Origin of the sequence: Lysobacter sp. ESA13C (assembly GCF_019970005.1) — a bacterium.
Lineage (GTDB): Bacteria > Pseudomonadota > Gammaproteobacteria > Xanthomonadales > Xanthomonadaceae > Lysobacter > Lysobacter antibioticus_B.
The window spans coordinates 623,420-649,108 of the sequence record NZ_JAHXYK010000002.1 but is presented as its reverse complement, the minus strand read 5'-3'; the positions used below and the strand labels follow the sequence as shown (position 1 = coordinate 649,108).

The window sequence follows — 25,689 nt, the reverse complement described above, 5'->3', positions numbered from 1 at the left end:
ATTGCACTGTCCGCCCAGGCTCGGGACACTGACGCCATGCGCGAACTACAAGTCGTCAATGCTGCCGAACTGGCGGTCGCTTACGCCGCCGCGGACTATGCGGTGGCCCTCGACGGAGACGCGCTGCCCTTACGGGTCGGCCGCCCGGCCAGGGACCTCGAAGCGTACTGGCCGGCGACTCACTATATGTTCGTGACCGCCTGGAACCCGGCGTCCGAACCGCACTCCGACAGCGCCAACCGCGCCGCCGACGAACGACTGGTGGCGCGCCTGGATGCCGCTGGGGTGCAACGCCACGCCGCCTGGGCCGAAGACAGCGCAGGCGAATGGCGCGAGCCGGGCTGGCTGTTGGCCGACCTCGACGAAAGCCTCGCCCATGCCCTGGCCCGCGATTTCGGCCAGGCCGGGGTGTTGGCCTGGCGCCGCGGCGAGCCGGTGCGCTTGCGCATGCTGATCGCGCGCCCGGCCAATGCCGAGCGCTCGGAATACACCGACTGGCTCGGCGATTGAGTCGGGCGCGATCCGGGCCGGCGCGGCCGCCCTCGCCCTCGCTCGCTCATGGGGGATTGGCGGCGGACTCGCATAAAATGCGCGCTCCGCGACCCGACCGGGCGCCCGCACCCGACCGATGACCTCACACGAACGTACTGCCCCGCCGCTGTTGCAAGCCCGCGGACTGCGCTTTGCGCGCAACGACGAACCCGTGTTCGGGCCGCTCGATTTCGCGGTCGACGCCGGCGAGGCCTTGCTCGTGCAGGGCGACAACGGCGCCGGCAAGACCACGCTGCTGCGGGTACTGGCCGGTCTGTTGCGGGCCGACGAGGGCGAGATCGAACTCGACGGCGAACCGTCCGACCCGGCGCGCCGCGCCCGGGCGATCGCTTACCTCGGCCATCTGCCCGGGCTGAAGGCCGACCTCAGCGCGATGGAAAACCTGAACTTCCTGTGCGGCCTGCAGGGGCGCCGGCGCGGCCAGCTGCCCGAGAACGCCCTGGCCATCGTCGGCCTGGCCGGCTACGAGGATGCCCTCGCCCGCCAGCTGTCGGCCGGACAGAAGAAGCGCCTGTCGCTGGCCCGCCTGTGGATGGCGCCGGCACCGCTGTGGCTGCTCGACGAGCCCTACGCCAATCTCGACCTGGAAGGCATCGAACTGGTCAATCGGATGGTCCAGGCACACCTGCGCGAGGGCGGCGCCGCCCTGGTCACCACCCACGGCGCCTATGCCGCGCCGCCGGTGCGCACCCGTATGCTGGTCATGGAGAAGGCGGTATGAGCGCGCGCCAACGCAATCCCAGCCTGACCGCCGCCACGCCCGGCCTGATCGGCTCGGCCCGCGCCCTGATGGCGCGCGACCTGCGCCTGCTCTGGCGCCGCCGCGGCGACGCCCTGCAGCCGGCGCTGTTCGCCTTGCTGGTGGTGGTGCTGTTCGCCCTGGCCCTGGGCGGCGAGAAGCAGGCCTTGGCGAAGGTGTCCGGCGGGGTGCTGTGGCTGTCGGCGCTGCTGGCCGGCCTACTCGCCCTCGACACCTTGTTCCGTGGCGACGCCGAGGACGGCTCGCTGGAGCAATGGATGCTGGCGCCGGTGCCGCTGGGCTGGCTGGTCGCGGTGCGCACCTTCATGCACTGGGCCACTACCGCCCTGCCGCTGCTGGTCGCGACCCCCTTCCTCGGCGAGCTGCTATACCTGCCGCGCGAGCAATTGCCAGTGCTGCTGGCCTCGCTCGCGCTGGGCACGCCGCTGCTGAGTCTGCTCGGCGCGGTCGTGGCCGCGCTGACGGTCGGGATGCGGCGCTCTGGTATCCTTGTGGCCTTGTTGGCGCTGCCGCTGTATGTCCCGGTGCTGGTGTTCGGGGCGGGCAGCGTGGCTCGCTCGGCCCAGGGATTGGACCCGGTAGGCGCGTTGCTGTTGCTGGCCGCCGGACTGGTGGTCGCCCTGTTGCTGGCGCCGCTGGCGGCCGCCGCGGCGATCCGCATCGCATTGAACTGATCGCACCGAACAGATCCTGCGCGGCCGCCGCTTGGCCGCGTCCCACCGCTCCAGGCCGCTCGCGACCCAGACCCCGAACGAACCACTGAATGAATCCCCTCGTCCGCTGGTTCCACACACTCGGCTCGCCGCCCTACTTCGACCGCTTCGCCGCGCGTTGGGCGCCCTGGGGCTACGGCCTGGGCCTGCTGGTCATGGCCTGGGGCCTGTACTCGGCCCTGTTCCTGGTGCCGGCCGACTACCAACAGAAGGACAGCTTCCGCATCCTCTATATCCACGTGCCCAGCGCCTGGATGAGCATGGCGGTGTTCGCCCTGATGGCGTTCTATGCCGCCATCGCCCTGGTCTGGCGCATCAAACTGTGCGAGATCCTGGCTATGGCCTGCGCGCCGATCGGCGCCGGCTTCACCCTGATCACACTGGCGACCGGTTCGATCTGGGGCAAGCCGATGTGGGGCACCTGGTGGGACTGGGACCCGCGCCTGACCACCGAGCTGATCCTGCTGTTCCTGTATCTCGGCGTGATCGGCCTGTACAACGCCATCGACGACCGCCGCGCCGCGGCGCGCGCCGCCGCCTTGCTGGCGATCGTGGGCGTGGCCCTGCTGCCGGTGATCCGTTATTCGGTGGTGTGGTGGAACTCGCTGCACCAGGGCCAGACCATCAGCCTGCTCGGCAAGTCGAGCATGGACGCGAGCATGATGGCGCCGCTGATCTGGATGATCGTCGGCACCAAGCTGTGGTTCATCGGCGCCCTGCTGACGCGGGCGCGCGCCGACAACCTGCGCCGCGAACAGGGCAAGGCCTGGGTCGCCGAACTCGCCGGCGCCACGAGCGAGGGCCGCCGATAATGGAATACCAGGAATACATCATCGCCGCGTATGCGGTTTTCGCCATCGTGCTGGGCTGGGACTTCGTCGCCGGCCGGCTGCAGATCCGCCGCGAATTGCGCCTGGCGCGCGCGCGCGCGGCCCGCAGCGCAGCGCGTAGCCAGACAAGTGAATTGAGTCGATGAACCCCACTCGCCGTCGCCGCCTGCTCTGGGTAGTCGGACTGGTCGCCGCCGCCGGCGCCGCGACCGCCCTGGTCGCCACCGCCTTGCAGCGCAATGTCGCCTATCTGTACACGCCGAGCGAGATCCTGCGCGGCGAAGCCAGCGAGCGAGCGCGTTTCCGCCTCGGCGGCATGGTCGCGGCGGGTTCGTTCAAGCGCACCCAGGGCACCCTGGATTCGCAATTCCGCGTCACCGACGGCGACGCCGAGTTGGCGGTCGCCTACACCGGCATCCTGCCCGACCTGTTCCGCGAGAAGCAGGCGGTGGTCGCAACCGGCCGCATGCAGGGCGACACCTTCGTCGCCGAGGAGATTCTCGCCAAGCACGACGAGACCTACATGCCGAAGGAAGTCGCCGACAAGATGGGCGCGGCGCACAAGAAGCACGACGTCGCCGCCCCCGGCGGCGCGGAGCCGGCGCGTTGATCGCAGTGACCGTTGCGGTAGCGAGAGCAAATCCCCCCTGCCCCCCTTTTTCAAAGGAGGGAACAGCACGGACTGGCTCTCGGGGATCTACTCGCTTTGATAACTCCGCTGGTCTTCCCCCTTTGAAAAAGGGGGGCCGCGGGAGATTTGCCGTTGCTGTTGCCCCATCCCTGATCTTCTGCAAGGGCGCCTACCATGCTGCCTGAACTCGGCCAGATCGCCCTGATCCTCGCCCTGCTGATCTCCATCGTGCAGGCCAGCCTGCCGATGCTCGGCGCGCATCGCGGCATCGCGCCGTGGATGGCGATCGCGCGGCCGGCGGCCTACGCGCAGCTGATCCTGGTCGGCTTCGCCTTCCTGATCCTGACCGAAGCCTTCGTCACCCAGGATTTCTCGCTGCGCTATGTCGCCGAGAACAGCAATTCGCTGCTGCCGATGGCGTATCGCTATTCGGCGGTGTGGGGCGCGCACGAGGGTTCGTTGCTGCTGTGGGCGCTGGTGCTGGCGCTGTGGACCGCAGCGGTCGCGCGCTTCTCCAAGGCCTTGCCGCCCGAGGTGATCTCGCGCGTGCTCGCGGTCATGGGCGTGATCAGCGTCGGCTTCCTCGCCTTCCTGATCTTCACCAGCAATCCGTTCGCGCGCCTGCTGCCGGCGGTCGCCGAAGGCCGCGATCTCAATCCGCTGCTGCAGGACCCCGGCCTGATCATCCATCCGCCGATGCTGTATATCGGCTACGTCGGCTTCTCGGTGCCGTTCGCCTTCGCCATCGCCGCCTTGCTCGACGGCAAGGTCGACGCGCGCTGGCTGCGCTGGACGCGGCCGTGGACCAATATCGCCTGGGCCTTCCTCACCCTGGGCATCGCCCTGGGTTCGTGGTGGGCCTATTACGAACTCGGCTGGGGCGGCTGGTGGTTCTGGGACCCGGTCGAGAACGCCAGCTTCATGCCCTGGCTCGCCGGCGCCGCCCTGCTGCATTCGCAGGCGGTCACCGAAAAGCGCGGCAGCTTCCGCGGCTGGACCCTGTTGCTCGCGATCGCCGCATTCTCGCTGTCGCTGCTCGGCACCTTCCTGGTCCGTTCCGGCGTGCTGACCAGCGTGCACGCCTTCGCCGCCGATCCTTCGCGCGGCCTGTTCGTGCTGATCTTCCTCGGCATCGTCATCGGCGGCTCGCTGCTGCTGTACGCACTGCGCGTACCGTCCGGCGACGACGACGGCGGCAAGCCGTTCGAGCTCAGTTCGCGCGAGACCTTGTTGCTCGCCAACAATCTGCTGCTCGCCACCGCCTGCGCGATGGTCCTGCTGGGCACCTTGTATCCCTTGCTGGCCGATGCGCTGGAACTCGGCAAGATCTCGGTCGGCCCGCCGTATTTCTCGCTGATGTTCGTGTTGCTGATGACGCCGTTGGTGTTGTTGCTGCCGTTCGGGCCCTTGTTCCGCTGGCAGCGCGAGCAGCCCTCGCGCCCCTTGGCGATGCTGGTGCCCTGGGCCGGTCTCGCCCTCGGCGCGGCCATCGCGGCCTATTTCCTCGCGCCGCAGGGGCCGTGGAAAGTCGCCGCCGGCGTCGGCGGCGCGGTGTGGGTCGCGGCCGGCACTTTGCGCTTCGTGTGGACGCGCGTGCGCGGCAACGGCACCCGTTACACCGCCGAAATGCTCGGCATGACCCTGGCCCATCTCGGCGTCGCCGTATTCCTGGTCGGCGCCCTGCTGGTCGAAGGCCTCAGCGTGCAGCGCGAAGTCGCGCTGACGCCGGGCAAGAGCCTGGACCTCGGCCGCTACGCGTTCCGCTTCGACAGCGTCGACCATCGTGTCGGGCCCAACTACGAAGCCGATTACGGCACCGTCACCGTGTTCGACGGCGAGCGAGTGCTCGCGGTCATGCACCCGGAAAAACGCGCCTACGCCAGCGGCGGCCAGGTCATGACCGAAGCGGCGATCGAACGCGGCATCACCCGCGATCTGTATGTCGCCCTCGGTGAATCGCTGGGCGACGGCGCCTGGGCGGTACGCGTGCACATCAAACCGTTCGTGCGCTGGGTCTGGCTGGGCGCCTTGCTGATGATGCTCGGCGGTTTCGTCGCAGCGGCCGACCGGCGTTTCCGAGTCAAGGCCGATGCACGCGAGGAAGGCGGACGTTCGCCCGAACCGCGTCCGGCCGTGTCCGCTGCGGTCGCAGGATCCATTGCAGGAGAACAGGCATGAATACCCCCACCCCGCGCGGCAATAACAGCCGCTGGTTGCCGTTGGCGGTATTCGCTGCGTTGGCCGTGCTGCTCGCCGCCGGCGTTTGGCTGAGCCGCAAGCCGAACCGCGAGGCGCTGCCGTCGCCGCTGATCGGCAAGCCGGCGCCGGCGTTCTCGCTGCCGGTGCTGCACGAAGCCGGCCGCCTGCTCTCGTCCGACGACCTGCGCGGCGAGCCCTACCTGCTCAACGTCTGGGGCAGTTGGTGCCCGGCTTGTCGCGACGAACATCCGGTGCTGACCCGTTTCGCCGAGACCAAGCGCGTGCGCGTGATCGGCTTCAACTGGAAGGACGAACACGCCGACGCCCTGCGTTGGCTGGAGCAGTTCGGCAATCCCTACTGGGTCGTGGTCACCGATTTCGAAGGCAAGTCGGCGATCGATTGGGGCATTTACGGCGCACCGGAAACCTTCCTGGTCGACGGTAAGGGCATCGTGCGCTGGAAGTTCGTCGGCCCGCTGACCGACGCGACCATCCGCGACGAGTTGCTGCCGAAGCTGGCGGAAGTCGAGAAGGCGCGATGAGCTACTGCGGCGAGAGCAAATCCCCCCCTACCCCCCTTTTGCAAAGGGGGGGACAGCACGGGTTCGTCGGTGCCAATGCAGTCTCCCGACGCATTACTGTCTCGCCCGTAACGACGCTCTCTACCGAAGATCTCCCCCCTTTGAAAAAGGGGGGCCGGGGGGGATTTGCTTTCCTCACCCACTCGCTGCGCCGAATCGCACGCCCCCTCTCGCTCGCCCTGCTGCTGACCCTGGCCCTTGCCGCTCCACTGACGGCGCAGCCCGCCAACGACCCGGTGCCGTTGAGCTTCAACGACAGCGGCGAAGAACGGCGCTTCCATGCCCTCGTCGCCGAGCTGCGCTGCGTGATGTGCCAGAACCAGTCGCTGGCCGATTCCAACGCCCAGATCGCCCACGATCTGCGCCGCGAGGTCCTGGAGCTGATGCGCCAGGGCAAGAACGACGCGCAGATCAAGGACTTCCTGGTCGCGCGCTACGGCGAGTTCGTGCTTTACCGGCCGCAGGTCGAATCCAAGACCTGGTTGCTGTGGTTCGGCCCGGCCCTGCTGCTGTTGGCCGGCGGCTTCGTGGTCGCGCGCATCGTGCGCCAGCGCAGCGCGGCGTCGACGCCCGCGCCGAACGACGACGAGCAAGAGTGGTGATGGCCGTGGCGATGGGTTCGAGCTCGATGACGATGTTCGTGGTGGCGGGCGCGACCCTGGTCGTGTTCGCGCTGGGATTCGCCCTGTATCCGCTGTGGCGCTCGCGGCCGTGGCTCGGTGCCGGCGTCGGCCTGGCGCTGGCGGCGGTGACCGCGGCGCTGTACCTCGCGATCGGCACGCCGGCCGCGCTCAATCCGCAGCAGGTCAAGGCCCCCCAGACCCTCGCCGAAGCGGTGACCCAGCTCGAAGCCGAGCTGGAACGCGATCCGAACCAGATCGAAGGCTGGCGCCTGCTCGCCAGCGCCTACACCGCCGAAGGCTTGAGCGCGAAAGCGCGCGATGCCTATGCGCGTGCGGTCAAGCTAGCCCCCGACAACCCCGACCTGCTCGCCGAAGCCGCCGAGGCGCGCGCGCTGGCGATGCCGGACCGGCGTTTCGACGCCGAAGCCGTGGCCATGCTGCAGCACGCCTTGCAACAACAGCCGATGCATCAGCGTGCGCGTTGGTTCCTCGGCATCGCCCAGCGCCAGGCCGAGCAACCGGCCGAAGCGGCGAAGACCTGGGAGCCGCTGCTCGCCGTGGTCGATGCCCGCACCGCCGCGAGCCTGCTCGAACAGATCAACGGCGCGCGCCTGGAAGCCGGGCTGGAACCGATGCAAGCGCCGGCCAAGACGGCCGCGGCCGCAAGCGCGGGCCCCGGCATCACGATCAAGGTCAGCCTGGCGCCGGCCCTGGCGGCCAAGCTGCCGGCCAACGCCAGCCTGTTCGTGCTCGCCCGCCAGACCAGCGGCGCGCCGATGCCGGTTGCGGTCGAGAAACACGCGGCCAAGGATTTCCCGATCGAAGTCCGGCTCGACGACGGCGACAGCCCGATGCCGACCATGAAACTGTCCCAACTTGCCGAAGTGCAGGTGCTCGCCCGCATCTCGGCGTCGGGCAATGCGATTCCGCAGCCTGGCGACCTCGCCTCCGCGCCGACGACCGCGCGCGTGGCCGACAGCGGTAGGGTCGAGATCGTCGTCGATCGCGTGGTCGAATGATCGTGGCCGGGCCCGTCCGGATCCGGCCTCGAAACGAGGCCTGTTTCGCCATCGGAACGGGCGCATGACGACAGAACGGATGATGCTGCGACGCACGCCGAAACAATGGTTTAGGCTGCACGGCGATCGATACGGGCGAGCGGAGGAAACGAACTTCGCCAGCCTTCGCTTCCCGTTCCGCCCTTCCCCTCCGACCCCAAGGACACCGGCCCACGGCCGGCCAGACGAGCGCAAGGCATGACCGAATTCATTCCGCCCGGCACCCGCCACATCGACCTGCCCTCGCCGTTTCCGATGAAGCGCGGCGGCGCGCTGCAGGGCGCCCGCATCGCCTACGAGACCTGGGGCGAGCTCAACGCCACCCGCGACAACGCCATCCTGATCGTCACCGGCCTGTCGCCCGACGCGCATGCCGCGGCCAATGCCGGCAACCCAGAGCCGGGTTGGTGGGAAGCCATGCTCGGCCCGGGCAAGCCGATCGACAGCGACCACTGGTTCGTGATCTGCGTGAACTCGTTGGGCAGTTGCAAGGGCTCGACCGGCCCGGCTTCGGTCGACCCGGTCACCGGCGAGCTGTACCGCCTCGAATTCCCCGAACTGTCGGTCGAAGACGGCGCCGATGCGGCTGCCCATGTCGTGCGCGCGCTCGGCATCGAGCGCCTGGCCTGCGTGATCGGCAACTCGATGGGCGGCATGACCGCGCTGGCCCTGCTGATCCGTCATCCGGGCCTGGCGCGCAACCACATCAATATCTCCGGCGCCGCCCGCGCCTTGCCGTTCTCGATCGCGATCCGCTCGCTGCAGCGCGAGGCGATCCGCCTGGATCCGCAATGGAACCAGGGCCGCTACGACGACGAGCATTACCCGGAGTCCGGCATGCGCATGGCGCGCAAGCTCGGCGTCATCACCTATCGTTCGGCGCTGGAATGGGACGGCCGCTTCGGCCGCGTGCGCCTGGAATCGGACCGCGCCGACGACGAACCGTTCGGGCTCGAATTCGAAGTCGAAAGCTACCTCGAAGGCCACGCCCGCCGCTTCGTCCGCCGTTTCGACCCCAACTGCTATCTGTATCTCAGCCGCTCGATGGACTGGTTCGACCTGGGCGATTACTGCGGCCAGACCCTCGCCGACAATGATGAACAGGTGCGGCTCGGCCTGGCCGCGATCCGGGTCGAGAAAGCCCTGGCGATCGGCGTCCAGACCGACATCCTGTTCCCCTTGCAGCAACAGCAGGAAATCGCCGAGGGCCTGCGCGCCAGCGGCGCCGATTCGCGCTTCCTGCCGCTGGAATCGCCGCAGGGGCACGACGCCTTTCTGGTCGACATCGGACGTTTTGGGCCGGCCGTCGCAGGATTCCTGGCCGAGCTGCGGGGAGGCTAGGACAGACGTAGAATGGACCGCATGAACGCCACCGACGCCCTGCCCGACCTCGACTTCCCCGGCCACGACAAACTGGTCGCCGCCATCGACGACGCCGTCGCTTCCGGCGACGAACACGCCGTCACCGCGGCCTTGCGCAACACCCTGTGCAAGATGATCCGCGACCGCGACGTGCACCTGCCCGAGTGCGTGTTCGATCCGATCGACGATCACTACGCCCGGCGCGAGATCTACCGCAGCCCGCAGCTCGGCTACAGCGTCGTGGCGATGACCTGGGGCCCAGGCCAGGGCACGCCGATGCACGACCACAGCGGCCTGTGGTGCGTCGAAGGCGTGTGGGACGGCGAGCTCGAAATCACCCAGTTCGAACTGCTCGAACGCAACGGCGAAAACTTCCGTTTCCGCGCCGCCGGCGGCATGCATGCCGGCCCGGGCAGCGCCGGCAGCCTGATCCCGCCGCACGAGTACCACACCATCCGCAACGCCAGTAACGACTCGGTCGCCGTGTCCCTGCACATCTACAAGGCGCCGATGGAAGCCTGCTCGATGTTCGTGCCGCGCGACGGCGAGTGGTTCCGCCGCGTCGACAAGTCGCTGGAAACCGACGAAGCGGCTTGAGCCGCAGCGCGCCGTTCCACACGGCGCCGCACCACCGCATCGGCGGCAGGCCCGATGAGCGGCGCGCACACGCGTCATCGTCCCCTCGTGGCGCCGCACACAACCTGCTGATGGCCCATGCTGGCGCGCCCGGCACCGGGTAGCATTCGCGCGTTCGCTTCTTGCCTCTCTCAGCCGCCGCCCGGAGATCAGACGATGCTGACCGACCTGTTGCTCGCCGCCTCGCACCACCTGCTGATCTTCGCCCTGGTGTCGATGCTCGTCGCCGAATCCATCCTGTTGCGCGGCCCCATCGACGGCGGCGTGCTGCAACGCCTGGCCCGTCTCGACTCCGCCTATGGCGGCTGCGCCGGCCTGTTGCTGCTGATCGGCCTGGCGCGCGTGTGGTACGGCGTCAAGGGCCACGATTTCTATCTGCACAACCCCTGGTTCCACGCCAAGCTCGGCGCCTACGTCCTGGTCGGCCTGCTGTCGATCCTGCCGACCGTGCGTTTCCTGCGCTGGCGCAAGGCCTGGTCGCTCGACCCAGGCTATCTGCCGGATGCCGGCGAAGTGGCGAAGATGCGCGGCATCGTGCGCTTCGAATTGGTCCTGATCGCGGCGATCTTCGTGCTGGCCGCGGCTATGGCGCGCTACGGCGGCTTCTGAAGACCGCTACGGCCGCACCGCGACCTGCCGATCCTGATACACCTCGCAGGCGGGCCACGTCGGCCCGGCACTGCAGCCGGATCGGTATCGGCCTAGGCATCGCCGTCGATGCGCGACGAGCGGGCAAAAACAAAGGGCCTAGCCTTGCGGCTAAGCCCTTGTTTTTCATGGTGCCGGAGGTGGGACTCGAACCCACACGCTTTTAAGGGCGGCGGATTTTGAGTCCGCTGCGTCTACCGATTCCGCCACTCCGGCAGCGGCTGCGCAGTATACCCAGGCAAACGCTCCGCGTCTGCACGTCTTGATGAGGTTGGATGCCGCAAAGCCCGACACGGGTTCGATCAGGGGCGCCGAGCGCGATGGCCGCTCGGGTGGCAAGGGACCGGCTTCGCTTCGCCGTCGTCTTTCGCGTGAGTCAAACGACAACGCCCCCTACCCCCCTTTATCAAGGGGAACAGCACAGGTCTGTTCGCGACGACGACCTCCACTGAAGCCTCCCCTTTGAAAGAAGGCGGGCGAATTTGCCTTGCTCACCAATCGCGACGCCAGACCGAGACTCAGTTCGGCTCGCCGGCATCGTCCTCGGCGCCGAACGCCGCGGTCATCGAAGCGGCCGCGGCATCGCCGGTTTCCTGCGGCTCCGCCACCGACTCCGCGCGTTCCGCCGTGCTCATCCGCGCCGCCGCCTGCCAAGCGGTCACGGTGCATCGGATGGCGGCGGCGGTTGCGAGCATGGGGATCAGTTTTCTGAATGAGTTCGACGACAGCCCAGGCATCGCCGGGTGTGGCCACGACGGCCGAACGAGGGCCGCGACAACAGGCCGCCACAGGGGCATTGCGGCTCCAGACCGCGTTCCCAGCGCCACAGACGCCAGAATGAATACATCATCATCGTGAAGCCGGCGCATACGCTGCCGAGCTGCAACGATCGTGCGATCGGTGCGAACGCCGCACCGGCGGGCGTATCGCCCAGTTCCAGCAGTACCGTACCGGCCGCGATGCCGCCGGCGGCGATCACCAAGGCCGGCGCGAACAACTGCAGCAACATCCTGGCACCACGATTCATCGACACGTCTCCCCTTCTGCGCCAGCTAGCAGAACGTGGAGCGGTCTCAGCCGATGAGACGATGGCCAGAATATGGCCAGGCCCGCCCCGACGCCCCTGCCATTCGTCGTGGCGGCGCTGCGACGCTTGCCGCTTGCGCGTCGAGGCCGACCGTGAGCAATACGGCGGCGCGGGCACGGCTAGAATGGCGCGATGTGTCTGATCGCCCTCGCCTGGCAACACCATCCCCGCTATCGCCTGGCCTTGATCGCCAATCGCGACGAGGCCCATCAACGCCCGACCGCGGCCGCGGGGCCCGACCCCGACAGTCCCGAGGTCTACGGCGGCCGCGACCTGCTCCAGGGCGGCAGTTGGCTGATGGCGTCGAGCGCGGGCCGCTTCGCTGCGGTCACCAACGTGCGCGCCGGGCTCAATCCCGAGGCCGCACCGCGATCGCGCGGCGGACTGGTGCGCGAGTTCGTGCGCGACCGCATCGGCGCCGCCGATTATCTCGAAGCATTGCGTCCCGACGCGGCCGAGTTCGGCCGTTTCAATCTGCTGCTATGGGACGGCGAGGCCTTGATGTTCGCCAGCAATCATCCGCATTTCGTCGCCGGGCCGGTCGCGCCCGGCGTGCATGCGATGTCGAACGGCGCCTTCGACGCGCCGTGGCCGAAGAGCACTCACGCCACGCGCGCCTTGTCGTCGTGGCTGGACTCGTCGGCATCGACCGTGCCGCAATCGGGCACCGACCAATTGGAAATGCTGTTGTCGGCGCTCGCCGACTCCACGCCCGCGCCCGACGAGGCTCTGCCCGATACCGGCGTGGGGCTGGAACTCGAACGCATGCTGTCGCCGCCGTTCGTGCTCGGCGAGCGCTACGGCACGCGTTGCAGCACGGTGGTGTTGATCGATGCCGATTCGATCGCCTTCGTCGAGCGTCGCTTCGGCCCGAACGGCGCGGCCGGCGGCGAATCGGCGACGCTGCTGCCCTTGTCGCCGCGCAGCTGAGTTGCTCGCGCGCACTGACCAAACGCGCAATGAGAAGACCCGGGCCTTCGAGATTTCCTCGGGTGTCCGGGCCTTCCGTATCGGAGCGATTGCATCGGACTTTCGTCCGTTGGTTGTTCTCCGATAGGCGTAAGGTACTGCCGCCGGCGTTACCTGCCGATCAAATTTTCGTAAGCGAAATCTGACGCGCACCTGTTCAGGACGCTCGGCGGCGCGCTCAGCAGTCGGGACGAATAGCTAGGAACCAGGAGTGAGAGAGATCGCCCGCAGCCTGGGCACCTACTCATTCCTCGCTCCTGACCACTCGCTCCTCGCCTGACTCACTTCGACCAAGGCCACCAACCGCGGCCGGTCTGGGCGTAGCGATCGGCGGCGCGCTCGAACGGATTGCGCACGCTGATGCCGCCGCAAATCAGATACAACGGCACGAACAACAGCCCCAGCACCATGTATTGATAGACGTGGGCGCGCTCGTGATCGGCGAGCAGGATCGGCGGCTCGTCGCCGTGGCCGGCATCGTGGGCATAGGTGAAGCACGGCGAATCCAGGCTGTCGCCGGTGTGCAGGATGACGTTGCCCAGGGTGATCGCCCCGCCCGGCCCCCACGGCCAATGCTGGAACACCAGGGCCAGGTCGCTGCGGCGCAAACGCAGGCGCGCGCCGAACGGCATGCCGACGACGCCGGCGAGCAGACCCAGCGCCGTGATCGGCGAGGTCCAGAGCATGCCGAGCGTGCTGCCGGCGATTCGCAACAGGCCAGCCAGTCAGCAGCCCTCTTCCGACATCAACAGCCAAAGGATCAGGTACACCAACGCGACCGGCAGCAGGAAGGTGGCCAGGGCCAGGACGACGAAAGCGCCGCGCACCAGCACCGGATTCCAATGCATCCGCAAGGCGATGCCACCGCAGACGCCTGCGATCATGCGATCGTGGCGCGAGCGGCAGAACGTTCGCGTGGTACTGCTCATCCGGGCGTGCTCCGGGTTCCTGCGGGCCCGGAATCAGTCTAGCGCGTCAGGGTGATGGCGTCGTCGCCGGCTTGGCGCGCAGCTGAACGAGGCGAGCCTTGAGCCAGGCGGCCGAGGCGACCGGCGGCGCGCCGCCGCAGCGGACCCGGTAGGCCTGGCCGCTGAGGCTGCTTTCGCTGGCCGCGCGCTCGATGAACTGCTCGGCGGTATCGGCCAGGTCGCGCTTGCGCAGGTAGGCCAGCTTCTTGCGCAGATGCGCCTGCGCCGCCTTGGCGTCGTGCCAGCTGCCGTTGCGTTCGAACTGGCAGGCGGAGCTGCCGAGCGCCTGGATCAGCTGCTCGATCTCGCGCTCGGCCTGGGCCGATGGCGCGGCCTGGGCGGCGCCCAGGCCGGCAAGCAAGGCGACCGTGGCCAGGGCGCGGATCAAGGGAATGCGGAAGCGGGTGCGGGCGATGTCCATGCGGCGCATTAGATCGTACGCAACCAGGCGCCGACCACCTCGGTCCAGATTTCGTAGCCGCCGCGGTTCATGTGCAGGGCGTCCTCGAGGAACAGCTCGGGACGCGGCGCGCCGGAGGCCTGCATCATCGGCGTATAGACGTCCAGATAATCCACGCCCTTGGCTTGTTGCGCATAAGCGCGCACCAGGGCGTTCGCTTCGCGCACCTGCGGCAGCAAGGCCGCGCGCGAGGGGCTGGGCTTGATCGAGATGAAACCCAACCGCGCCTGCGGCGCGGCGGCACGCACGCGCTCGACGAAAGCGGCGAAGTCGTCGCGCACCTGCGTCGGCGTGCGGCCTTCCGACAAGTCGTTGTCGCCGGCATAGAACACGACCGCGCGCGGCTGATACGGGGTGACGATGCGGTCGGCGTAGTAGAGCGAATCGTAGACGCGCGAACCGCCGAAGCCGCGGTTGATGATGGCCACGCCGGGGAAATCCGTATCCAGGCTTTGCCAGTAACGGATCGACGAACTGCCGACGAAGACGATGCTGCCGGGTCGGCGGCGGACCACCGCGTCCTCGCGCTCGAAAGCCTGGATGTTGATTTCCCAGCGGCTGGAATCGGTGGCGGCTGCAGCGGCAGCCGGGGCCGCTGCGGCCGTCGTTGCAGCCTGGGGTGTCGGCGCGGTGCTGGCGCAGGCGCAAAGCAGGGCCAGCAGCAAGGGAAGCAGGATGCGGCTCATGAGCGTTCTCTGACTGACGAGTTGCCGAGACTAAACGTCCCAGCGGGGCAATGCATCCTGGGGGCTATGCGCAGGCCTCGCTGGCCCTCACCCCGGCCCTCTCCCGCCAGCGGGAGAGGGAGCGGTTCGGGGCCTGCTTCGGATATGCGAGAAGAATCGGATACGCCAGAGAAAACAGTTCGCAGGCTGCATCGTGTGCAGCGAGGACGCCGGGCGCAGCGTATTCAGCGCGAGCGCTGCGCCAGCCAGTCGTGGATCGCCTGGGGCACTTCGCGCTGGGCGCGGCCGGACACGTAGATGCCGATGTGGCCGCCGCGGAACGACAGCTCCGAGTAGTCCTCGGTACCGACCAACTTAGCCAGCGCCCGCGACGCGGCCGGCGGCACCAGATGGTCCTGCTCGGCGAAGATGTTCAGCACCGGCATGCCGATGTAGGCCAGGTCGACCGCACGGCCGCCGATGTCGATGCCGCCGTTGACGAAGCCGTTGCCCTGGTAGAACTGCTTGATGAATTGACGGAAGGCTTCGCCGGCCTGGTCGGGCGAGTCGAAGATCCACTTCTCCATGCGCAGGAAGTCCTCGAGCGCGCGCTTGTCGTCGAGGATGTCGATCAGGCCGACGTACTTCTGCACGAACAAACGCCACGGCTTCAAGGTGAGGTAGCACCAGTTCATGACGTCGGCCGGGACGTTGCCCAGCGTGTCGACGAACTGGTCGATGTCCAGGCCGCGGGTCCAGTTCGACAGCATGTTGTCGTCGGTGTGGAAATCAACCGGCGTGACCATGGTGATCAGGTTGCGCACCTTGCCCGGGTTCAAGGCCGAATAGCACAGCGAGAACGCGCCGCCCTGGCAGATGCCGAGCAGGTTGATCGCGTCCATGCGGTACTCGCGGCGCAGGTGGTCGACCGCGCCGCCGAGGAAACGCTGGATGTAGTCCTCGAGTTCGAGATAGCGGTCGGAGCGGTCCGGATAACCCCAGTCGAGGATGTAGACGTCTTCGCCGCGTTCGAGCAGGCCGCGCACGATCGACTTGTCGGCCTGCAGATCGACCATGTAGGGGCGATTGACTAAGGCGTAGGCGATCAGCAGCGGGACTTTCGCGGTCGGCGCCTTGTCGCCGCGGAAGCGATACAACACGACCTTGCCGTCGCGCCAGACTTCCTCGCGCTCGGTCGCGCCGTAGTCGATGTTGCCGACCTGGTGCAGCGAGTCCAGGCCGGCGCGCAATTTGTTCTGCGCCTGCATCGCTTCCTGGGCCAGGGATTCGGCGCTGAAATTGATCGGTGAGGTCATGTCAGCGCGCCTTCTTCGTGGTCTTGGCCGGCTTCACCGCGGCGGCGGCGCTGGGCCGGGTCGGCGGTTGCGGACGGGCGATCGCGGTCTTCTTCGCCGGCTTGGGCTTGCCCGGCGGCACAACGCCCGACTTGCTGGCGGCGGCGGCCGCGGCCTGGGCCGGGCGCGGCTTGACGGTTTTCTTCGCCGCGGCCTTGGCCGACTTCGCCGCTGATTTCGCTGCGGGTTTCGCAGCCGGCTGGGCCGGCGCGGGCGGCGCTTCCGCGGCCCGGCGCGGCGCCTCGTTCGCGCTGGCGGACCGCGCCTGCTGCACTTCATCGCGCAGGCGCCGCAGTTCGCGTTCGAGTTGCGCGATCTTGCGGTGCGCGGCGTCGATCTCGGTGCGGGTCGGGATGCCGAAGCCGCCGCTGGCCTGCTCGACTTCCTTCTGCACGCCGGCGCGCAGTCGCATCTGCGAATTCACCAGGGCCGCATACGCGTCGCGGAAACGCGGCGACAAGGCGATCTGGGCATAGGCTTCCTCGGCCGCATCGATCCACAGATCGAACAGCGCGCGTGCGCTGGAGAGCTGACGACCGGGCTCGCTGCGCTCGGCCAGCTTGTCCTCGAAACGCGAGAACGCATCCTGGCCGGCTTCGGCCATCAAGGCGTTGTAGGCCTGGCTTTGCTTCTGGTAATCGACGTGCGCCTGAGCCAGCGCCTGCAGGCGCTCCTGATGCTCGCGCGCGAAACCGAACGCGGGCAGGCCGAGGATCGATGGGCCCTGGCCGTGCAGGCGCTCCAAAAACGGCGCGACCTGCTCGACCCAACGCGACAGATCCTGCTGGCCCGGGCCGCGCATCGCCCCGAACACGTCGGCGAAGGGATTGGCGGCATTGCCGCCGAGCGCGCGTTTCCAGGCCCCGGCGATGTCACCGGCCGAGGCGTCGCTGCCGGCGAACTGCGCCGCCAGCTTCTGGATTTCGCCGAACCAGCCGCGCGCCTGGCTGTTGAAACGGTCCAGGGTTTCGTCGGCTTGCGGGCTCGCGCCCTTGGCCAGTTGCGACCACCAGTTCACGGCCTCGTTCCAACCCGGAACCGACGGCTGCGAGGGCTGCGCGCCGGCACCGCGCATCATCTGCCCCCATGCGCTCCAGTACTGTCGCGCCAGTGCATCCAGATCGGGGCCGGCGCCGAAATCGCCGGGATTAGTCGAGCCGAAACCGAAATTCGCCATCGCCGCCTCCATGATTTGATCCGATCATAGCAACGGCCTGTTGCCGCGCGCTGTGTCGGCAGCACCGCCGCGCGATGAGGGCCGATCGATGCGCCGATGCTGTGCCGACCGCCGCGATGCGCAAACTGCGCGCGGCTACGCGGTCGGCCCGGGCTTGGGTATGCTTGCGGCACATTCAGGCAAGGAGCCACTCGTGGCCATTGGCGAGTATTCGCAGATCTACCGCGGCAAGCGCATCGTGAACTTCAGCATGGGCGAGACGCCCGCCGGCGGCGACGTCGTCTACCGCCTGCATCAGGACTACGACAGCGCCGAAAGCCAAGGCGATCTGCTCGGCAGTCTGCTGTCGCAGGTCGACCCGGGCACGCTCGATGCGCTGGTCGTCGGCCCCTGGAGCGAAGCCCACGACGAAAGCCCGTCGGGCTATCTCGACCTGCTGATCGAACGCCGCGCCGAACTGCCTGCGCTCAAGGGGCTGTTCGTCGGCGACATGACGTACGAAGACTGCGAGATCTCCTGGATCATCCAAACCTCGTACAACGCCCTGCTCGCGGCCTATCCGGCGCTGGAATCCCTGCGTATCCGCGGTTCCAGCGGTCTGGAACTGCAGGCCTTCGAGCATGAGCACCTGCAGGAACTGGCGATCGAATGCGGCGGCCTGCCGTCGAAGATCGTCGACGCCCTCGCCGGCTCCAAGCTGCCCGCGCTGCACCACCTCGAACTGTGGCTCGGCGACGACAACTACGGCTACGACGGCGACCTGGCGACCTATCAGCGCCTGTTCACCGCGATCCAGCCCGAGCGCCTGCGTTACCTGGGCCTGCGCAACGCCAGCATCAGCGACGAGCTTGCCGTATGGCTGGCCGCGCAGCCCTGGCTGGGCGGCTTGCAGACCCTCGACCTGTCGCTGGGCACCATCGGCGACGTCGGTGCGCAGGCCCTGTTCGAAAGCCCGAACCTCGGCGGCATCGAACGCATCAACCTGAGCCACCACTACATCTCGCCGGAATGGCAGCAGAAACTCGCCAGCCTGCCCTGCGAAGTGGTGCTCGACGAGCATGAAGACGAGGACGACGGCGAGCGCTACGTCGCAGTCGCCGAGTAAGACGTGTCCGCCACCCCCTGGCTGCTGTTCGGCCCGCGCGCCAGCCGCCGGGTCCAGGGATTGCAGCAGGCCTTGCGCGAGCGCGGCCTGCCTGCGGCCGAAGTCGTCGACTACCAGACCCTGCTGAGCGCGCCGGAACGCGCCGCCGAGGCGATCGGCGGCCATCGCGGCGCGATGGTCAAGCTGGAATCGCCCGGCGAAGCGCCGGCCCTGCACGCCGCCCTGATCGAACGCGGCTGGCATCGGCTTGGCGCGCCCGGCCCGGTACCGCAGCCGCTCGAACATGGCGAACTCGCCTATCAGCATTACTGGTACGCCGGCTTCGCCGATCTGCTGCGCTCGCTGCCGGCCGAGGCCGCCTACCTCAACCCGCCCGACGACATCGCCTGTATGAGCGACAAGCTGGCCTGCCAGCAGCGCTTGATCGCGGCCGGGATCGAGGTGCCGCCGCTGCTCGGCCCGATCGACGGCTACGAAGACCTGCGCGAACGTTTGCGCGATACCGACTGCGACCAGGCCTTCGTCAAGGCGCGCTACGGATCCTCGGGCGCCGGCGTATTGGCGTATCGGCGCAACCGCGCCGGCCGCGAGATCGCCTACGGCTCGGCCGAACTGGTCGAAAGCGGCGGGCAAGTCCGCGTGTTCAATTCGCTGCGCCCGCGCCGCTACACCGCCGCCCGCGACATCGCCCGCCTTGTCGACCTCCTCGCCGCACAAGGCGCATACGCCGAGCGCTGGATACCGAAGCCGCGCGCGCCCGATGCCCTCGGCGGACACTACGACCTGCGCGTAGTCGCCCTCGACGGCCAGGCGCGGCAACGCGTCGCCCGGGTCAGCCGAAGGCCGTTAACCAATCTGCACTTGGGCAACCGCCGCGGCGCGCTGGAGGCCTGGCTCGATGCGGACTCGATGCAGGCGCTGGAAACCGCGAGCGAGCGTGCCGCCCAGGTATTCCCGCGCAGCCGCATGATCGGCTTCGACCTGATCCTGCGCGGCCGCCGCAGTTGGCTGCTCGAAGCCAACGCCTTCGGCGACCTGCTACCGAACTTGCGGTGGCAAGGCCGCGGCACCTACGACGATCAGGCGGCGCTGACGCCCTCGCCGCACATCACGACCGGCCCGCAACGAGTCCTCGCCCATGCCTGACGCCCTGCCCGACATGCGCGCCATCGTCGGCGATCACGACCTGGTCCTGATCACCCTCGACACCTTGCGCTACGACGCCGCCCAAGCCTGCTTCGAGCGCGGCGAACTGCCGGTGATAGGCCCGCATTTGCCTCCGGGCGGGTGGGAGCGCCGGCACACGCCGGGCAGCTTCACCTATGCCGCGCACGCGGCGTTCTTCGCCGGCTTCCTGCCGACCCCGGCCTCGCCCGGCCCGCATCCGCGCTTGTTCGCGCTCGACTTCGAAGGCAGCGAAACCACCGCCGCCCACACCTACGTGTTCCGCGACCGCGCCGACATCGTCTCCGGCCTGCACGACGCCGGCTATCGCACGATCTGCGTCGGCGGGGTCGGCTTCTTCAACAAGCGCAACCCGCTCGGTTCGCAATTGCCCGGCTTGTTCGACGAGAGCTATTGGGAGCCGGGTTTCGGCGTCACCGCGGCGGACTCCACCCAGCGCCAGGTCGCGCTGGCCTGCGCACGCCTGCGCAGCGAGGAGCTGCGCGATACCCGCTGCTTCGCCTTCATCAACGTCTCCGCCCTGCATCAGCCCAATCGCCATTACCTCGCCGGCGCCGAGCACGACGGCTACGACAGCCATTGCGCCGCCCTGCGCTACGTCGACGCCGCGCTCGCGCCCTTGTTCGCCGCCTTGCGCGAACGCGGACGCGCCTTCGTCATCGCCTGCTCCGACCACGGCACCGCCTACGGCGAGGACGGCTACCACGGCCATCGCCTCGCCCACGATGTGGTGATGACCGTGCCCTACGCGCATTTCATACTCACGCCATGACCGCTGACCGCCTTAGCCCCGGCCTCGCCGACCTGCTCAACTTGCCGCCCTACCAGGCGTACTCGTATTCCTACCCGCACAAGACCGCCTATCGCCCGATCGAGCCGGCGCAGCCCTTGTCGCAGTTGTGGGCCGGCGAACGCCGCGATGCCTTGTTCCTGTACCTGCACATCCCGTTCTGCTCCTATCGCTGCGGCTTCTGCAATCTGTTCGCGCTGGCGCGGCCGGAACCGGCCAAGGTCGACGCCTATCTCGACCAGATGGAGCGGCAGCTGCAGGCCACCGCGCAGGCGCTCGGCGATCACCGTTTCGTGCGTTTCGCGCTCGGCGGCGGCACCCCGACTTACCTCGACGTCGACCAGTTGCGCAGAGTGTTCGCTATGGTCGAACGCCACGCCTCGATCGACTTGAAGACCACGCCGGCCGGCATCGAGGTGTCGCCGGAAACCGTCGATGCCGACAAGCTGCGGGTCTGCCGCGAAGCCGGCATCGACCGGGTCAGCATGGGCATCCAGAGCTTCAGCGACGCCGAGGTGCGCTCGCTGGTGCGGCCGCAGCAGCGCGAGGTGGTCGAGCGCGCGATCGCGACTATCCGCGAGCAGGCCTTCCCGATCCTCAACCTAGACCTGATCTACGGCATCGCCGGGCAGACGGTGACGAGCTTTCTCGCCTCGATCGACAGCGCCCTGGCGCATCAGCCCGAGGAGATCTATCTGTATCCGCTGTACGTGCGGCCGCTGACCGGTCTGGGCCGGATCGAGGCCAAGGCCGGCGCCAAGCCCGGGTTCGCCCTGCAGCCCGAACCGCTGGACACGCGCCTGGCGCTGTACGAGGCCGGCCGCGACCATCTGCTCGCGGCCGGTTACACCCAGGTCTCGATGCGCATGTTCCGCGCCCCGCATTCGCCCGACATCGCCGCGCCGGTCTACTGCTGCCAGAGCGACGGCATGGTCGGGGTCGGCTGCGGTGCGCGCTCCTACACCGGCACCCTGCATTACTCCAGCGAGTATGGCGTGGCCCGACGCAGCGTCGCCGAGATCCTCGACCACTACCTGGCCCGCGACCCGGCCTCGTTCGCCTACGCCGACTACGGCATCGAGCTCGACGAGGACGAACGCCGGCGCCGCCACGTCATCCAGTCCCTGCTGATCCGCCCGGGCCTGGACCGCGACGACTACCGCCGCCGTTTCGGCGCCGACTGCCTCGACGACCTGCCGCAGTTGCGCGACCTGCTCGACCTCGACCTGGCCCATGGCGACGAAGCGATGCTCGCCCTGACCGACGCCGGCCTCGCCCGCGCCGACACCATCGGCCCCTGGCTGACCTCGGCGCGCATCGCCGAGCGCATGCACGACTATCGCCTCGGCTGAGCGCATGCACCTGTCCCTGCTCTATCGCGGCCGGCTCAGCAGTTGCAACTACGAGTGCGCCTACTGCCCGTTCGCGAAGACCTACGACAGCCGCGCCGCGCTGCGTCGCGACGCCGACGACCTGGCGCGTTTCGTCGATTGGGCGATGCAGCAGCGCATGGACCTGTCGATCCTGTTCACCCCCTGGGGCGAAGGCCTGGTGCGCCGCCACTACCGCGACGCGATGACCCGCCTGAGCCACCTGCCGCAGGTGCGCCGGGTCGCCATCCAGACCAACCTGTGCGTCGGCATGCGTTGGCTCGACGACGTCGATACCCGCACGCTCGCACTGTGGTGCACCTATCACCCGACCCAGGTCACGCGAGCGGCCTTCCTCGCCCGCTGCCGCGAACTCGCGCGCCGCGGCGTGCGCCACAGCGTCGGCATGGTCGCCCTGCACGAGCACCTGGACGAAATCGAAGCGCTGCGGGCCGAACTACCGGCGCACACGCCGCTGTGGCTCAACGCCTACGACGAGCGTCCGCCGGGTTACTACGACGAGGCTCAGATCGAGCGCCTGCAACGCATCGACCCGCACTTCCGCTACAACCTCGACCCCGCGCCGAGCCTGGGTGCGCCCTGCCTGACCGGCGAAAACGTGGTCTCGGTCGACGGCGACGGCAACGTCAAGCGCTGCCACTTCGTCGCAGAACCGCTAGGCAACCTCTACGACGGCAGCTACGCGGCGCAACTGCGCACCCGCAGCTGTCCGAACTCGCGTTGCGACTGCTACATCGGCTACGCCCATCGCCCGGACCTGCCGTTCCAGCGCGACTACGCCGGCGGCGTGCTGGAACGGGTGCCGTCGTTCGTCCTATGACTTCGGCGGGCCCGCATGCCCGCCTCGGCCGGACCAGCCGGTCGCTTTGAACCGGCAAACCACCCTCTTCCCACGCAAAGGAACGCCCTATGTCCCGCAACCCTCTCCGTAATGCGCTGCTGGCCGCGCTGTTGATTCCGGCCGTGCTCGCGCCGGCCTTCGACCCGGCGTTCGCCGCCAAGCCGTCCAAGGCCGCCAAAGCCAAGACCCGCGCGCTCAAGATCACCATGAAGCCCGAGCAGGTCGCCGAGCTTTACGCGCGCGTCGCGCTGAGGCAGGACCTCGAAGCGGCGAAGCAACTCAACGCCTACTCCAAACCGCTGTACGCCAATAGCGAAAACGCCTTCGATCTCGAGGACCTGGCCGACACGGTCGGCATGGAGCAGCAGTACGAAGGCTTCGCCGACGGCATCCTGGCGGACATGCCGAAGGTCGACAAAGCCAAGGCCAAGCCCGCCCTCGCCGCAGCGATCAAGCGGGTCAACCAACTCGCGGCCGGCGCGCAATGCCGCGGCCTGTCGAACACCGAGCAAGCGAACGAATACGTCAAGAACGGGCGGATCAGCGAGGTCGAACTCGAATGCACCGTGCCGGCGCTGAGCGCGCGCATGCAGGATGTGCTGGCGAAGAAGGGCAATCCGGCCAAGCTCAAGACCAAGAAATTGCTGGAAGGGCTGACCGAGTTCGATCGCTTGCTCGATCAGGCCGGCAGCCGGGTGGTTCCGGCCAAGATGACTTTGTATGCGCCGGGCAAGGGACAGCCGTGGTCCACCGGCAGCTATAACGACATCATCGAGACCGTGCACAACGGCATGTACGCCGAAGTCGCTGCCGATTAAAGCTGACAAGGCCAATCGAGGCCGATCGAGACTGTTCGGGCGAGTGCCCGCGGCGGCGCAACGACCGTATCGGCAATGCGCGCGCCGCGGCGCGCGCATCCGTCGTACGCATCCGTCGCACGATCTCGTCGGCGCGCTTGCGATCCTTGCCTCGTCGACGATCGCGGCTCGACAGGCGCGCCGCGCGCACGATGCGTCGATGCACATCGCCGGCCCTACGCGCTCCGCTTATCGAGCCATGCAAGACAGGCCATGAAAGCGCAGCCACGAACGCGGGCATGCCGGCGGCATTCGTTCGTCGCACGAACGAACGAACGAACGAACGAACGAAAACACAGAAGGCCGCCTTTCGGCGGCCTTCTGTGTTGTTTGGCGTCCCCACGGGGATTCGAACCCCGGTCGCTACCGTGAAAGGGTAATGTCCTAGGCCTCTAGACGATGGGGACAAAACTTGTTGTTCTTGCAGCTAACTCGTCCGGAAACCCTTTCAGTTCCGAAGAGTGGTGGAGCCAGCCGGGATCGAACCGGCGACCTCTACAATGCCATTGTAGCGCTCTCCCAGCTGAGCTATGGCCCCACGTGCTGGAAAGACGAACATCTTAGCGGGCGTTCAGCGATGTCGTCAAGCATTCATCGCTAAATTTTTTCCCGGTCCCGCGTCGCCTGGGCCGAATGGATCGGGCTGCGCGGGGTCGTGTTCGACCGGGCGCAATGTTGCCATGCCATGACCCCGTTCCGCTAGATACTCGAGCCACTTTCCTAAAAAAGTATTCATGCGCATGCGGTGGCCGATCACCTCCGCCGGCGGCGGGTACATGCCGATGACGTCCTGCCAGCGGCGGCCGACATAGCAATGGGTGGCTTCGACCTGGTGCGCGTCGTGATACAGGCGCAGATACGCGGACGGGTCGGGCTCGCCGGTCAGGGGGTCCTGCAGCGCATACGTCAAGCGCATTTCGGTCGTATAGCGATGCTGCTCGATCACGTCCAGGCGCAGGTCGAGGCCGTCGCCGACGTCGGACAGGTACACGCCGCGTGCGAGCTCGGCCGGAGAAAACAGGCGCGAAAGACGAGCGTGATTCTCCGCGTACAAGCCCATCAACCAGCCGAAACGGCTGAGTTTGGGAAGGCGCGCGAAGCGGGAGGCGGCGGTGCTCATGTTCGCGATCCTACACGCCTTGCGCAGCGCGCGGCAGGATTGACGCAATGGCAAAAAAGCCTTAATTTGTAGGCTCTTCGCCAAGGCGAACGGGGCCGGAAACACGCCGAAGTACGCGCTCCGGAATTCGCCCCCCGAACCCCACTGCGGCGCGCGGTCCTACGCCCCGGTTCATGCGTTCATCCGCGAGCCATCGCCTCGCAACCCTCCCTGCTCCGCATCGCACTCAGGGCCTGCCCTGCCCCGCGTATTCGCTCGCTCGCATCCGCGCCGCGCATGGCGGCATCAGAACATTTCGCGATGGATGCCCAGGGTGGTCAGCACCTTGCTCGAGATTTCCTCGATCGAGGTGTGGGTGGTGCTCAGGGTCGGGATGCGCTCGGCCCGGAACATCATCTCGGCCGCAGCGACCTCGCGCTTGCAGGTCTCGAACTGGGCGTAGCGCGAGTTCGGCCGTCGCTCCTGGCGAATCTGCTGCAGCCGGACCGGGTCGATGGTCAGGCCGAACAGCTTGTTGCGGTAGGGCCGCAGGCGCGGCGGCAGGCGGTCGTGCTCGAGGTCTTCCTCGGTCAGCGGATAGTTCGCCGCGCGCACCCCGTAATGCAGCGCCAGATAAACGCAGGTCGGGGTCTTGCCGGCCCGCGACACCGCCACCAGGATCAGGTCGGCCTCGGCGTAGTCGACGCTGGCCCCGTCGTCGTGGGTCAGGGCGAAATTCATCGCGTTGATGCGGCGGTGGTAGGTCTCGAAGTCGGCGATTCCGTGGGCCTGGCCGACCCGGCGCTGGCGGGTCTCGTGCAGCTCGCGCTCCAGCGGTTCGATGAACGGCGCGAATACGTCCAGCATCAGGGCCCCGCTCTCGGCCAGGGCCGCGCCGACCTCCCCGTCCATGCAGGAATTGATCACCACCGGCCGCACCCCGTGGACCACGGCGGCCTCGCGGATCTTGGCCGCGGCGTCCTGGGCGCGCTCGACGCTGTCCACGAAAGCGATGCGATCGGTGACGAACCGGGTCTCGGTGAACTGGGTCAGCAAACTGTGACCGATAGTCTCGGCGGTGATGCCGGTACCGTCGGAAACGTAGAAAACCGGTCTTGTTCCTGCCATCGCCCACCCCGTCTCGAAG

At 67.9% G+C, this 25,689-nt stretch carries 30 protein-coding genes and 3 tRNA genes; 20 read left to right on the top strand and 13 right to left on the bottom strand.

The genetic code is table 11. The features are described from left to right. Positions 1-36 precede the first annotated feature (36 nt). The 13 genes from LC490_RS05980 to LC490_RS05920 all read left to right on the top strand — a co-directional run bounded on the left by LC490_RS05980 (position 37) and on the right by LC490_RS05920 (position 10,554). On the top strand, positions 37-510 hold the full coding sequence (locus tag LC490_RS05980; RefSeq protein ID WP_051884444.1) for a DUF3293 domain-containing protein: 474 nt from the start codon (positions 37-39) through the stop codon (positions 508-510). Between the two features lie 118 nt (positions 511-628). Continuing rightward, positions 629-1,273: a heme ABC exporter ATP-binding protein CcmA gene (gene ccmA / locus LC490_RS05975; RefSeq protein WP_223619586.1), complete on the top strand. Its 645-nt coding sequence runs from the start codon at positions 629-631 to the stop codon at positions 1,271-1,273. Continuing rightward, a complete protein-coding gene (gene ccmB, locus LC490_RS05970) occupies positions 1,270-1,986 on the top strand; it encodes a heme exporter protein CcmB (protein ID WP_036148003.1) in 717 nt (238 codons plus the stop codon). The genes ccmA and ccmB overlap by 4 nt, the downstream gene beginning before the upstream one ends. An 89-nt stretch (positions 1,987-2,075) precedes the next feature. Then, entirely contained in the window at positions 2,076-2,837 is a 762-nt protein-coding gene (gene ccmC / locus LC490_RS05965; RefSeq protein WP_031370730.1) for a heme ABC transporter permease CcmC, read from the top strand. Next, positions 2,837-3,001, top strand: coding sequence for a heme exporter protein CcmD (gene ccmD, locus LC490_RS05960; protein WP_223619585.1), 165 nt, complete (start codon positions 2,837-2,839; stop codon positions 2,999-3,001). The genes ccmC and ccmD overlap by 1 nt, the downstream gene beginning before the upstream one ends. Next, positions 2,998-3,465, top strand: coding sequence for a cytochrome c maturation protein CcmE (gene ccmE, locus LC490_RS05955; RefSeq protein ID WP_031370728.1), 468 nt, complete (start codon positions 2,998-3,000; stop codon positions 3,463-3,465). Before ccmD ends, ccmE begins: the two co-directional genes overlap by 4 nt. Positions 3,466-3,660: 195 nt before the next feature. Further along, entirely contained in the window at positions 3,661-5,664 is a 2,004-nt protein-coding gene (locus LC490_RS05950) for a heme lyase CcmF/NrfE family subunit (RefSeq protein WP_223619584.1), read from the top strand. Next, entirely contained in the window at positions 5,661-6,227 is a 567-nt protein-coding gene (locus tag LC490_RS05945) for a DsbE family thiol:disulfide interchange protein (protein WP_031370726.1), read from the top strand. Before LC490_RS05950 ends, LC490_RS05945 begins: the two co-directional genes overlap by 4 nt. A 194-nt stretch (positions 6,228-6,421) precedes the next feature. Continuing rightward, positions 6,422-6,868, top strand: coding sequence for a cytochrome c-type biogenesis protein (locus LC490_RS05940; protein ID WP_223619623.1), 447 nt, complete (start codon positions 6,422-6,424; stop codon positions 6,866-6,868). A gap of 26 nt (positions 6,869-6,894) precedes the next feature. Next, positions 6,895-7,908 carry a tetratricopeptide repeat protein gene (locus LC490_RS05935; RefSeq protein WP_223619622.1) on the top strand — a complete coding sequence of 338 codons (1,014 nt, stop codon included), beginning with the start codon at positions 6,895-6,897 and terminating at the stop codon, positions 7,906-7,908. Positions 7,909-8,145: 237 nt separating this feature from the next. Next, positions 8,146-9,288, top strand: coding sequence for a homoserine O-acetyltransferase (locus LC490_RS05930; protein ID WP_223619583.1), 1,143 nt, complete (start codon positions 8,146-8,148; stop codon positions 9,286-9,288). Between the two features lie 21 nt (positions 9,289-9,309). Next, a complete protein-coding gene (locus LC490_RS05925; protein WP_031370722.1) occupies positions 9,310-9,906 on the top strand; it encodes a cysteine dioxygenase family protein in 597 nt (198 codons plus the stop codon). Between the two features lie 195 nt (positions 9,907-10,101). Next, on the top strand, positions 10,102-10,554 hold the full coding sequence (locus tag LC490_RS05920; protein ID WP_031370721.1) for a DUF2214 family protein: 453 nt from the start codon (positions 10,102-10,104) through the stop codon (positions 10,552-10,554). Between the two features lie 168 nt (positions 10,555-10,722). Here the strand turns inward: LC490_RS05920 and LC490_RS05915 are convergent. The 3 genes from LC490_RS05915 to LC490_RS05905 all read right to left on the bottom strand — a co-directional run bounded on the left by LC490_RS05915 (position 10,723) and on the right by LC490_RS05905 (position 11,620). After that, a tRNA-Leu gene (locus tag LC490_RS05915) sits at positions 10,723-10,809 on the bottom strand. 302 nt (positions 10,810-11,111) lie between these two features. Further along, positions 11,112-11,255, bottom strand: a complete 144-nt coding sequence (locus tag LC490_RS05910; protein WP_223619582.1) for a hypothetical protein — start codon at positions 11,253-11,255, stop codon at positions 11,112-11,114. A 38-nt stretch (positions 11,256-11,293) separates the two neighbouring features. After that, a complete protein-coding gene (locus tag LC490_RS05905) occupies positions 11,294-11,620 on the bottom strand; it encodes a hypothetical protein (RefSeq protein WP_223619581.1) in 327 nt (108 codons plus the stop codon). A gap of 192 nt (positions 11,621-11,812) precedes the next feature. Between LC490_RS05905 and LC490_RS05900 the strand changes: the two genes are divergently transcribed. Next, the gene (locus LC490_RS05900) at positions 11,813-12,610 is read left to right on the top strand and encodes an NRDE family protein (RefSeq protein WP_031370719.1); all 798 of its coding nucleotides are present in this window, start codon (positions 11,813-11,815) and stop codon (positions 12,608-12,610) included. A gap of 320 nt (positions 12,611-12,930) precedes the next feature. Here LC490_RS05900 and LC490_RS05895 read toward each other — a convergent pair whose 3' ends face one another. The 6 genes from LC490_RS05895 to phaE form a co-directional block, all read right to left on the bottom strand. Next, positions 12,931-13,335, bottom strand: a complete 405-nt coding sequence (locus tag LC490_RS05895; protein WP_223619621.1) for a hypothetical protein — start codon at positions 13,333-13,335, stop codon at positions 12,931-12,933. Positions 13,336-13,374: 39 nt separating this feature from the next. Beyond that, positions 13,375-13,578 (bottom strand): PspC domain-containing protein, encoded by a 204-nt coding sequence (locus tag LC490_RS05890; protein ID WP_031370717.1) that lies wholly within the window; start codon positions 13,576-13,578, stop codon positions 13,375-13,377. Between the two features lie 46 nt (positions 13,579-13,624). Further along, complete coding sequence (locus tag LC490_RS05885) at positions 13,625-14,038, bottom strand: DUF5329 domain-containing protein (RefSeq protein WP_051884479.1); 414 nt, start codon at positions 14,036-14,038, stop codon at positions 13,625-13,627. Between the two features lie 8 nt (positions 14,039-14,046). Further along, positions 14,047-14,763 carry an SGNH/GDSL hydrolase family protein gene (locus tag LC490_RS05880; RefSeq protein ID WP_223619580.1) on the bottom strand — a complete coding sequence of 239 codons (717 nt, stop codon included), beginning with the start codon at positions 14,761-14,763 and terminating at the stop codon, positions 14,047-14,049. A gap of 224 nt (positions 14,764-14,987) precedes the next feature. After that, complete coding sequence (locus LC490_RS05875) at positions 14,988-16,058, bottom strand: class III poly(R)-hydroxyalkanoic acid synthase subunit PhaC (RefSeq protein WP_031370714.1); 1,071 nt, start codon at positions 16,056-16,058, stop codon at positions 14,988-14,990. A 1-nt stretch (position 16,059) separates the two neighbouring features. Then, the gene (gene phaE, locus LC490_RS05870) at positions 16,060-17,274 is read right to left on the bottom strand and encodes a class III poly(R)-hydroxyalkanoic acid synthase subunit PhaE (RefSeq protein ID WP_223619579.1); all 1,215 of its coding nucleotides are present in this window, start codon (positions 17,272-17,274) and stop codon (positions 16,060-16,062) included. A 193-nt stretch (positions 17,275-17,467) separates the two neighbouring features. On the opposite strand from phaE, the gene LC490_RS05865 reads away from it, so the two are divergent. The 6 genes from LC490_RS05865 (at position 17,468) to LC490_RS05840 (ending at position 23,404) form a co-directional block, all read left to right on the top strand. Beyond that, on the top strand, positions 17,468-18,379 hold the full coding sequence (locus tag LC490_RS05865) for an STM4015 family protein (RefSeq protein WP_223619578.1): 912 nt from the start codon (positions 17,468-17,470) through the stop codon (positions 18,377-18,379). A gap of 24 nt (positions 18,380-18,403) precedes the next feature. Next, positions 18,404-19,525, top strand: a complete 1,122-nt coding sequence (locus tag LC490_RS05860; protein WP_343223002.1) for an STM4014 family protein — start codon at positions 18,404-18,406, stop codon at positions 19,523-19,525. Continuing rightward, complete coding sequence (locus LC490_RS05855) at positions 19,518-20,336, top strand: STM4013/SEN3800 family hydrolase (protein WP_223619576.1); 819 nt, start codon at positions 19,518-19,520, stop codon at positions 20,334-20,336. Before LC490_RS05860 ends, LC490_RS05855 begins: the two co-directional genes overlap by 8 nt. Beyond that, entirely contained in the window at positions 20,333-21,706 is a 1,374-nt protein-coding gene (locus tag LC490_RS05850; protein ID WP_223619575.1) for an STM4012 family radical SAM protein, read from the top strand. Before LC490_RS05855 ends, LC490_RS05850 begins: the two co-directional genes overlap by 4 nt. A 4-nt stretch (positions 21,707-21,710) precedes the next feature. After that, positions 21,711-22,565, top strand: a complete 855-nt coding sequence (locus LC490_RS05845; protein WP_223619574.1) for an STM4011 family radical SAM protein — start codon at positions 21,711-21,713, stop codon at positions 22,563-22,565. An 89-nt stretch (positions 22,566-22,654) separates the two neighbouring features. Further along, a complete protein-coding gene (locus LC490_RS05840) occupies positions 22,655-23,404 on the top strand; it encodes a hypothetical protein (RefSeq protein WP_223619573.1) in 750 nt (249 codons plus the stop codon). A gap of 370 nt (positions 23,405-23,774) precedes the next feature. Here the strand turns inward: LC490_RS05840 and LC490_RS05835 are convergent. The 4 genes from LC490_RS05835 to LC490_RS05820 all read right to left on the bottom strand — a co-directional run bounded on the left by LC490_RS05835 (position 23,775) and on the right by LC490_RS05820 (position 25,670). Further along, a tRNA-Glu gene (locus LC490_RS05835) sits at positions 23,775-23,850 on the bottom strand. Between the two features lie 55 nt (positions 23,851-23,905). Further along, a tRNA-Ala gene (locus LC490_RS05830) sits at positions 23,906-23,981 on the bottom strand. A gap of 45 nt (positions 23,982-24,026) precedes the next feature. Next, positions 24,027-24,563 (bottom strand): DUF1249 domain-containing protein, encoded by a 537-nt coding sequence (locus LC490_RS05825; RefSeq protein ID WP_223619572.1) that lies wholly within the window; start codon positions 24,561-24,563, stop codon positions 24,027-24,029. A gap of 285 nt (positions 24,564-24,848) precedes the next feature. Continuing rightward, the gene (locus LC490_RS05820; protein ID WP_031370705.1) at positions 24,849-25,670 is read right to left on the bottom strand and encodes a pyruvate, water dikinase regulatory protein; all 822 of its coding nucleotides are present in this window, start codon (positions 25,668-25,670) and stop codon (positions 24,849-24,851) included. Positions 25,671-25,689 lie beyond the last annotated feature (19 nt).

Bases quoted from the DNA above. Each gene is read 5' to 3' on its own strand.
- LC490_RS05980 (WP_051884444.1), top strand. From the start codon at position 37: ATGCGCGAACTACAAGTCGTCAATGCTGCCGAACTGGCGGTCGCTTAC.
- ccmA (WP_223619586.1), top strand. From the start codon at position 629: ATGACCTCACACGAACGTACTGCCCCGCCGCTGTTGCAAGCCCGCGGA.
- ccmB (WP_036148003.1), top strand. From the start codon at position 1,270: ATGAGCGCGCGCCAACGCAATCCCAGCCTGACCGCCGCCACGCCCGGC.
- ccmC (WP_031370730.1), top strand. From the start codon at position 2,076: ATGAATCCCCTCGTCCGCTGGTTCCACACACTCGGCTCGCCGCCCTAC.
- ccmD (WP_223619585.1), top strand. From the start codon at position 2,837: ATGGAATACCAGGAATACATCATCGCCGCGTATGCGGTTTTCGCCATC.
- ccmE (WP_031370728.1), top strand. From the start codon at position 2,998: ATGAACCCCACTCGCCGTCGCCGCCTGCTCTGGGTAGTCGGACTGGTC.
- LC490_RS05950 (WP_223619584.1), top strand. From the start codon at position 3,661: ATGCTGCCTGAACTCGGCCAGATCGCCCTGATCCTCGCCCTGCTGATC.
- LC490_RS05945 (WP_031370726.1), top strand. From the start codon at position 5,661: ATGAATACCCCCACCCCGCGCGGCAATAACAGCCGCTGGTTGCCGTTG.
- LC490_RS05935 (WP_223619622.1), top strand. From the start codon at position 6,895: ATGACGATGTTCGTGGTGGCGGGCGCGACCCTGGTCGTGTTCGCGCTG.
- LC490_RS05930 (WP_223619583.1), top strand. From the start codon at position 8,146: ATGACCGAATTCATTCCGCCCGGCACCCGCCACATCGACCTGCCCTCG.
- LC490_RS05925 (WP_031370722.1), top strand. From the start codon at position 9,310: ATGAACGCCACCGACGCCCTGCCCGACCTCGACTTCCCCGGCCACGAC.
- LC490_RS05920 (WP_031370721.1), top strand. From the start codon at position 10,102: ATGCTGACCGACCTGTTGCTCGCCGCCTCGCACCACCTGCTGATCTTC.
- LC490_RS05905 (WP_223619581.1), bottom strand. From the start codon at position 11,620: ATGAATCGTGGTGCCAGGATGTTGCTGCAGTTGTTCGCGCCGGCCTTG.
- LC490_RS05900 (WP_031370719.1), top strand. From the start codon at position 11,813: ATGTGTCTGATCGCCCTCGCCTGGCAACACCATCCCCGCTATCGCCTG.
- LC490_RS05895 (WP_223619621.1), bottom strand. From the start codon at position 13,335: ATGCTCTGGACCTCGCCGATCACGGCGCTGGGTCTGCTCGCCGGCGTC.
- LC490_RS05890 (WP_031370717.1), bottom strand. From the start codon at position 13,578: ATGAGCAGTACCACGCGAACGTTCTGCCGCTCGCGCCACGATCGCATG.
- LC490_RS05885 (WP_051884479.1), bottom strand. From the start codon at position 14,038: ATGGACATCGCCCGCACCCGCTTCCGCATTCCCTTGATCCGCGCCCTG.
- LC490_RS05880 (WP_223619580.1), bottom strand. From the start codon at position 14,763: ATGAGCCGCATCCTGCTTCCCTTGCTGCTGGCCCTGCTTTGCGCCTGC.
- LC490_RS05875 (WP_031370714.1), bottom strand. From the start codon at position 16,058: ATGACCTCACCGATCAATTTCAGCGCCGAATCCCTGGCCCAGGAAGCG.
- phaE (WP_223619579.1), bottom strand. From the start codon at position 17,274: ATGGCGAATTTCGGTTTCGGCTCGACTAATCCCGGCGATTTCGGCGCC.
- LC490_RS05855 (WP_223619576.1), top strand. From the start codon at position 19,518: ATGCCTGACGCCCTGCCCGACATGCGCGCCATCGTCGGCGATCACGAC.
- LC490_RS05850 (WP_223619575.1), top strand. From the start codon at position 20,333: ATGACCGCTGACCGCCTTAGCCCCGGCCTCGCCGACCTGCTCAACTTG.
- LC490_RS05845 (WP_223619574.1), top strand. From the start codon at position 21,711: ATGCACCTGTCCCTGCTCTATCGCGGCCGGCTCAGCAGTTGCAACTAC.
- LC490_RS05840 (WP_223619573.1), top strand. From the start codon at position 22,655: ATGTCCCGCAACCCTCTCCGTAATGCGCTGCTGGCCGCGCTGTTGATT.
- LC490_RS05825 (WP_223619572.1), bottom strand. From the start codon at position 24,563: ATGAGCACCGCCGCCTCCCGCTTCGCGCGCCTTCCCAAACTCAGCCGT.
- LC490_RS05820 (WP_031370705.1), bottom strand. From the start codon at position 25,670: ATGGCAGGAACAAGACCGGTTTTCTACGTTTCCGACGGTACCGGCATC.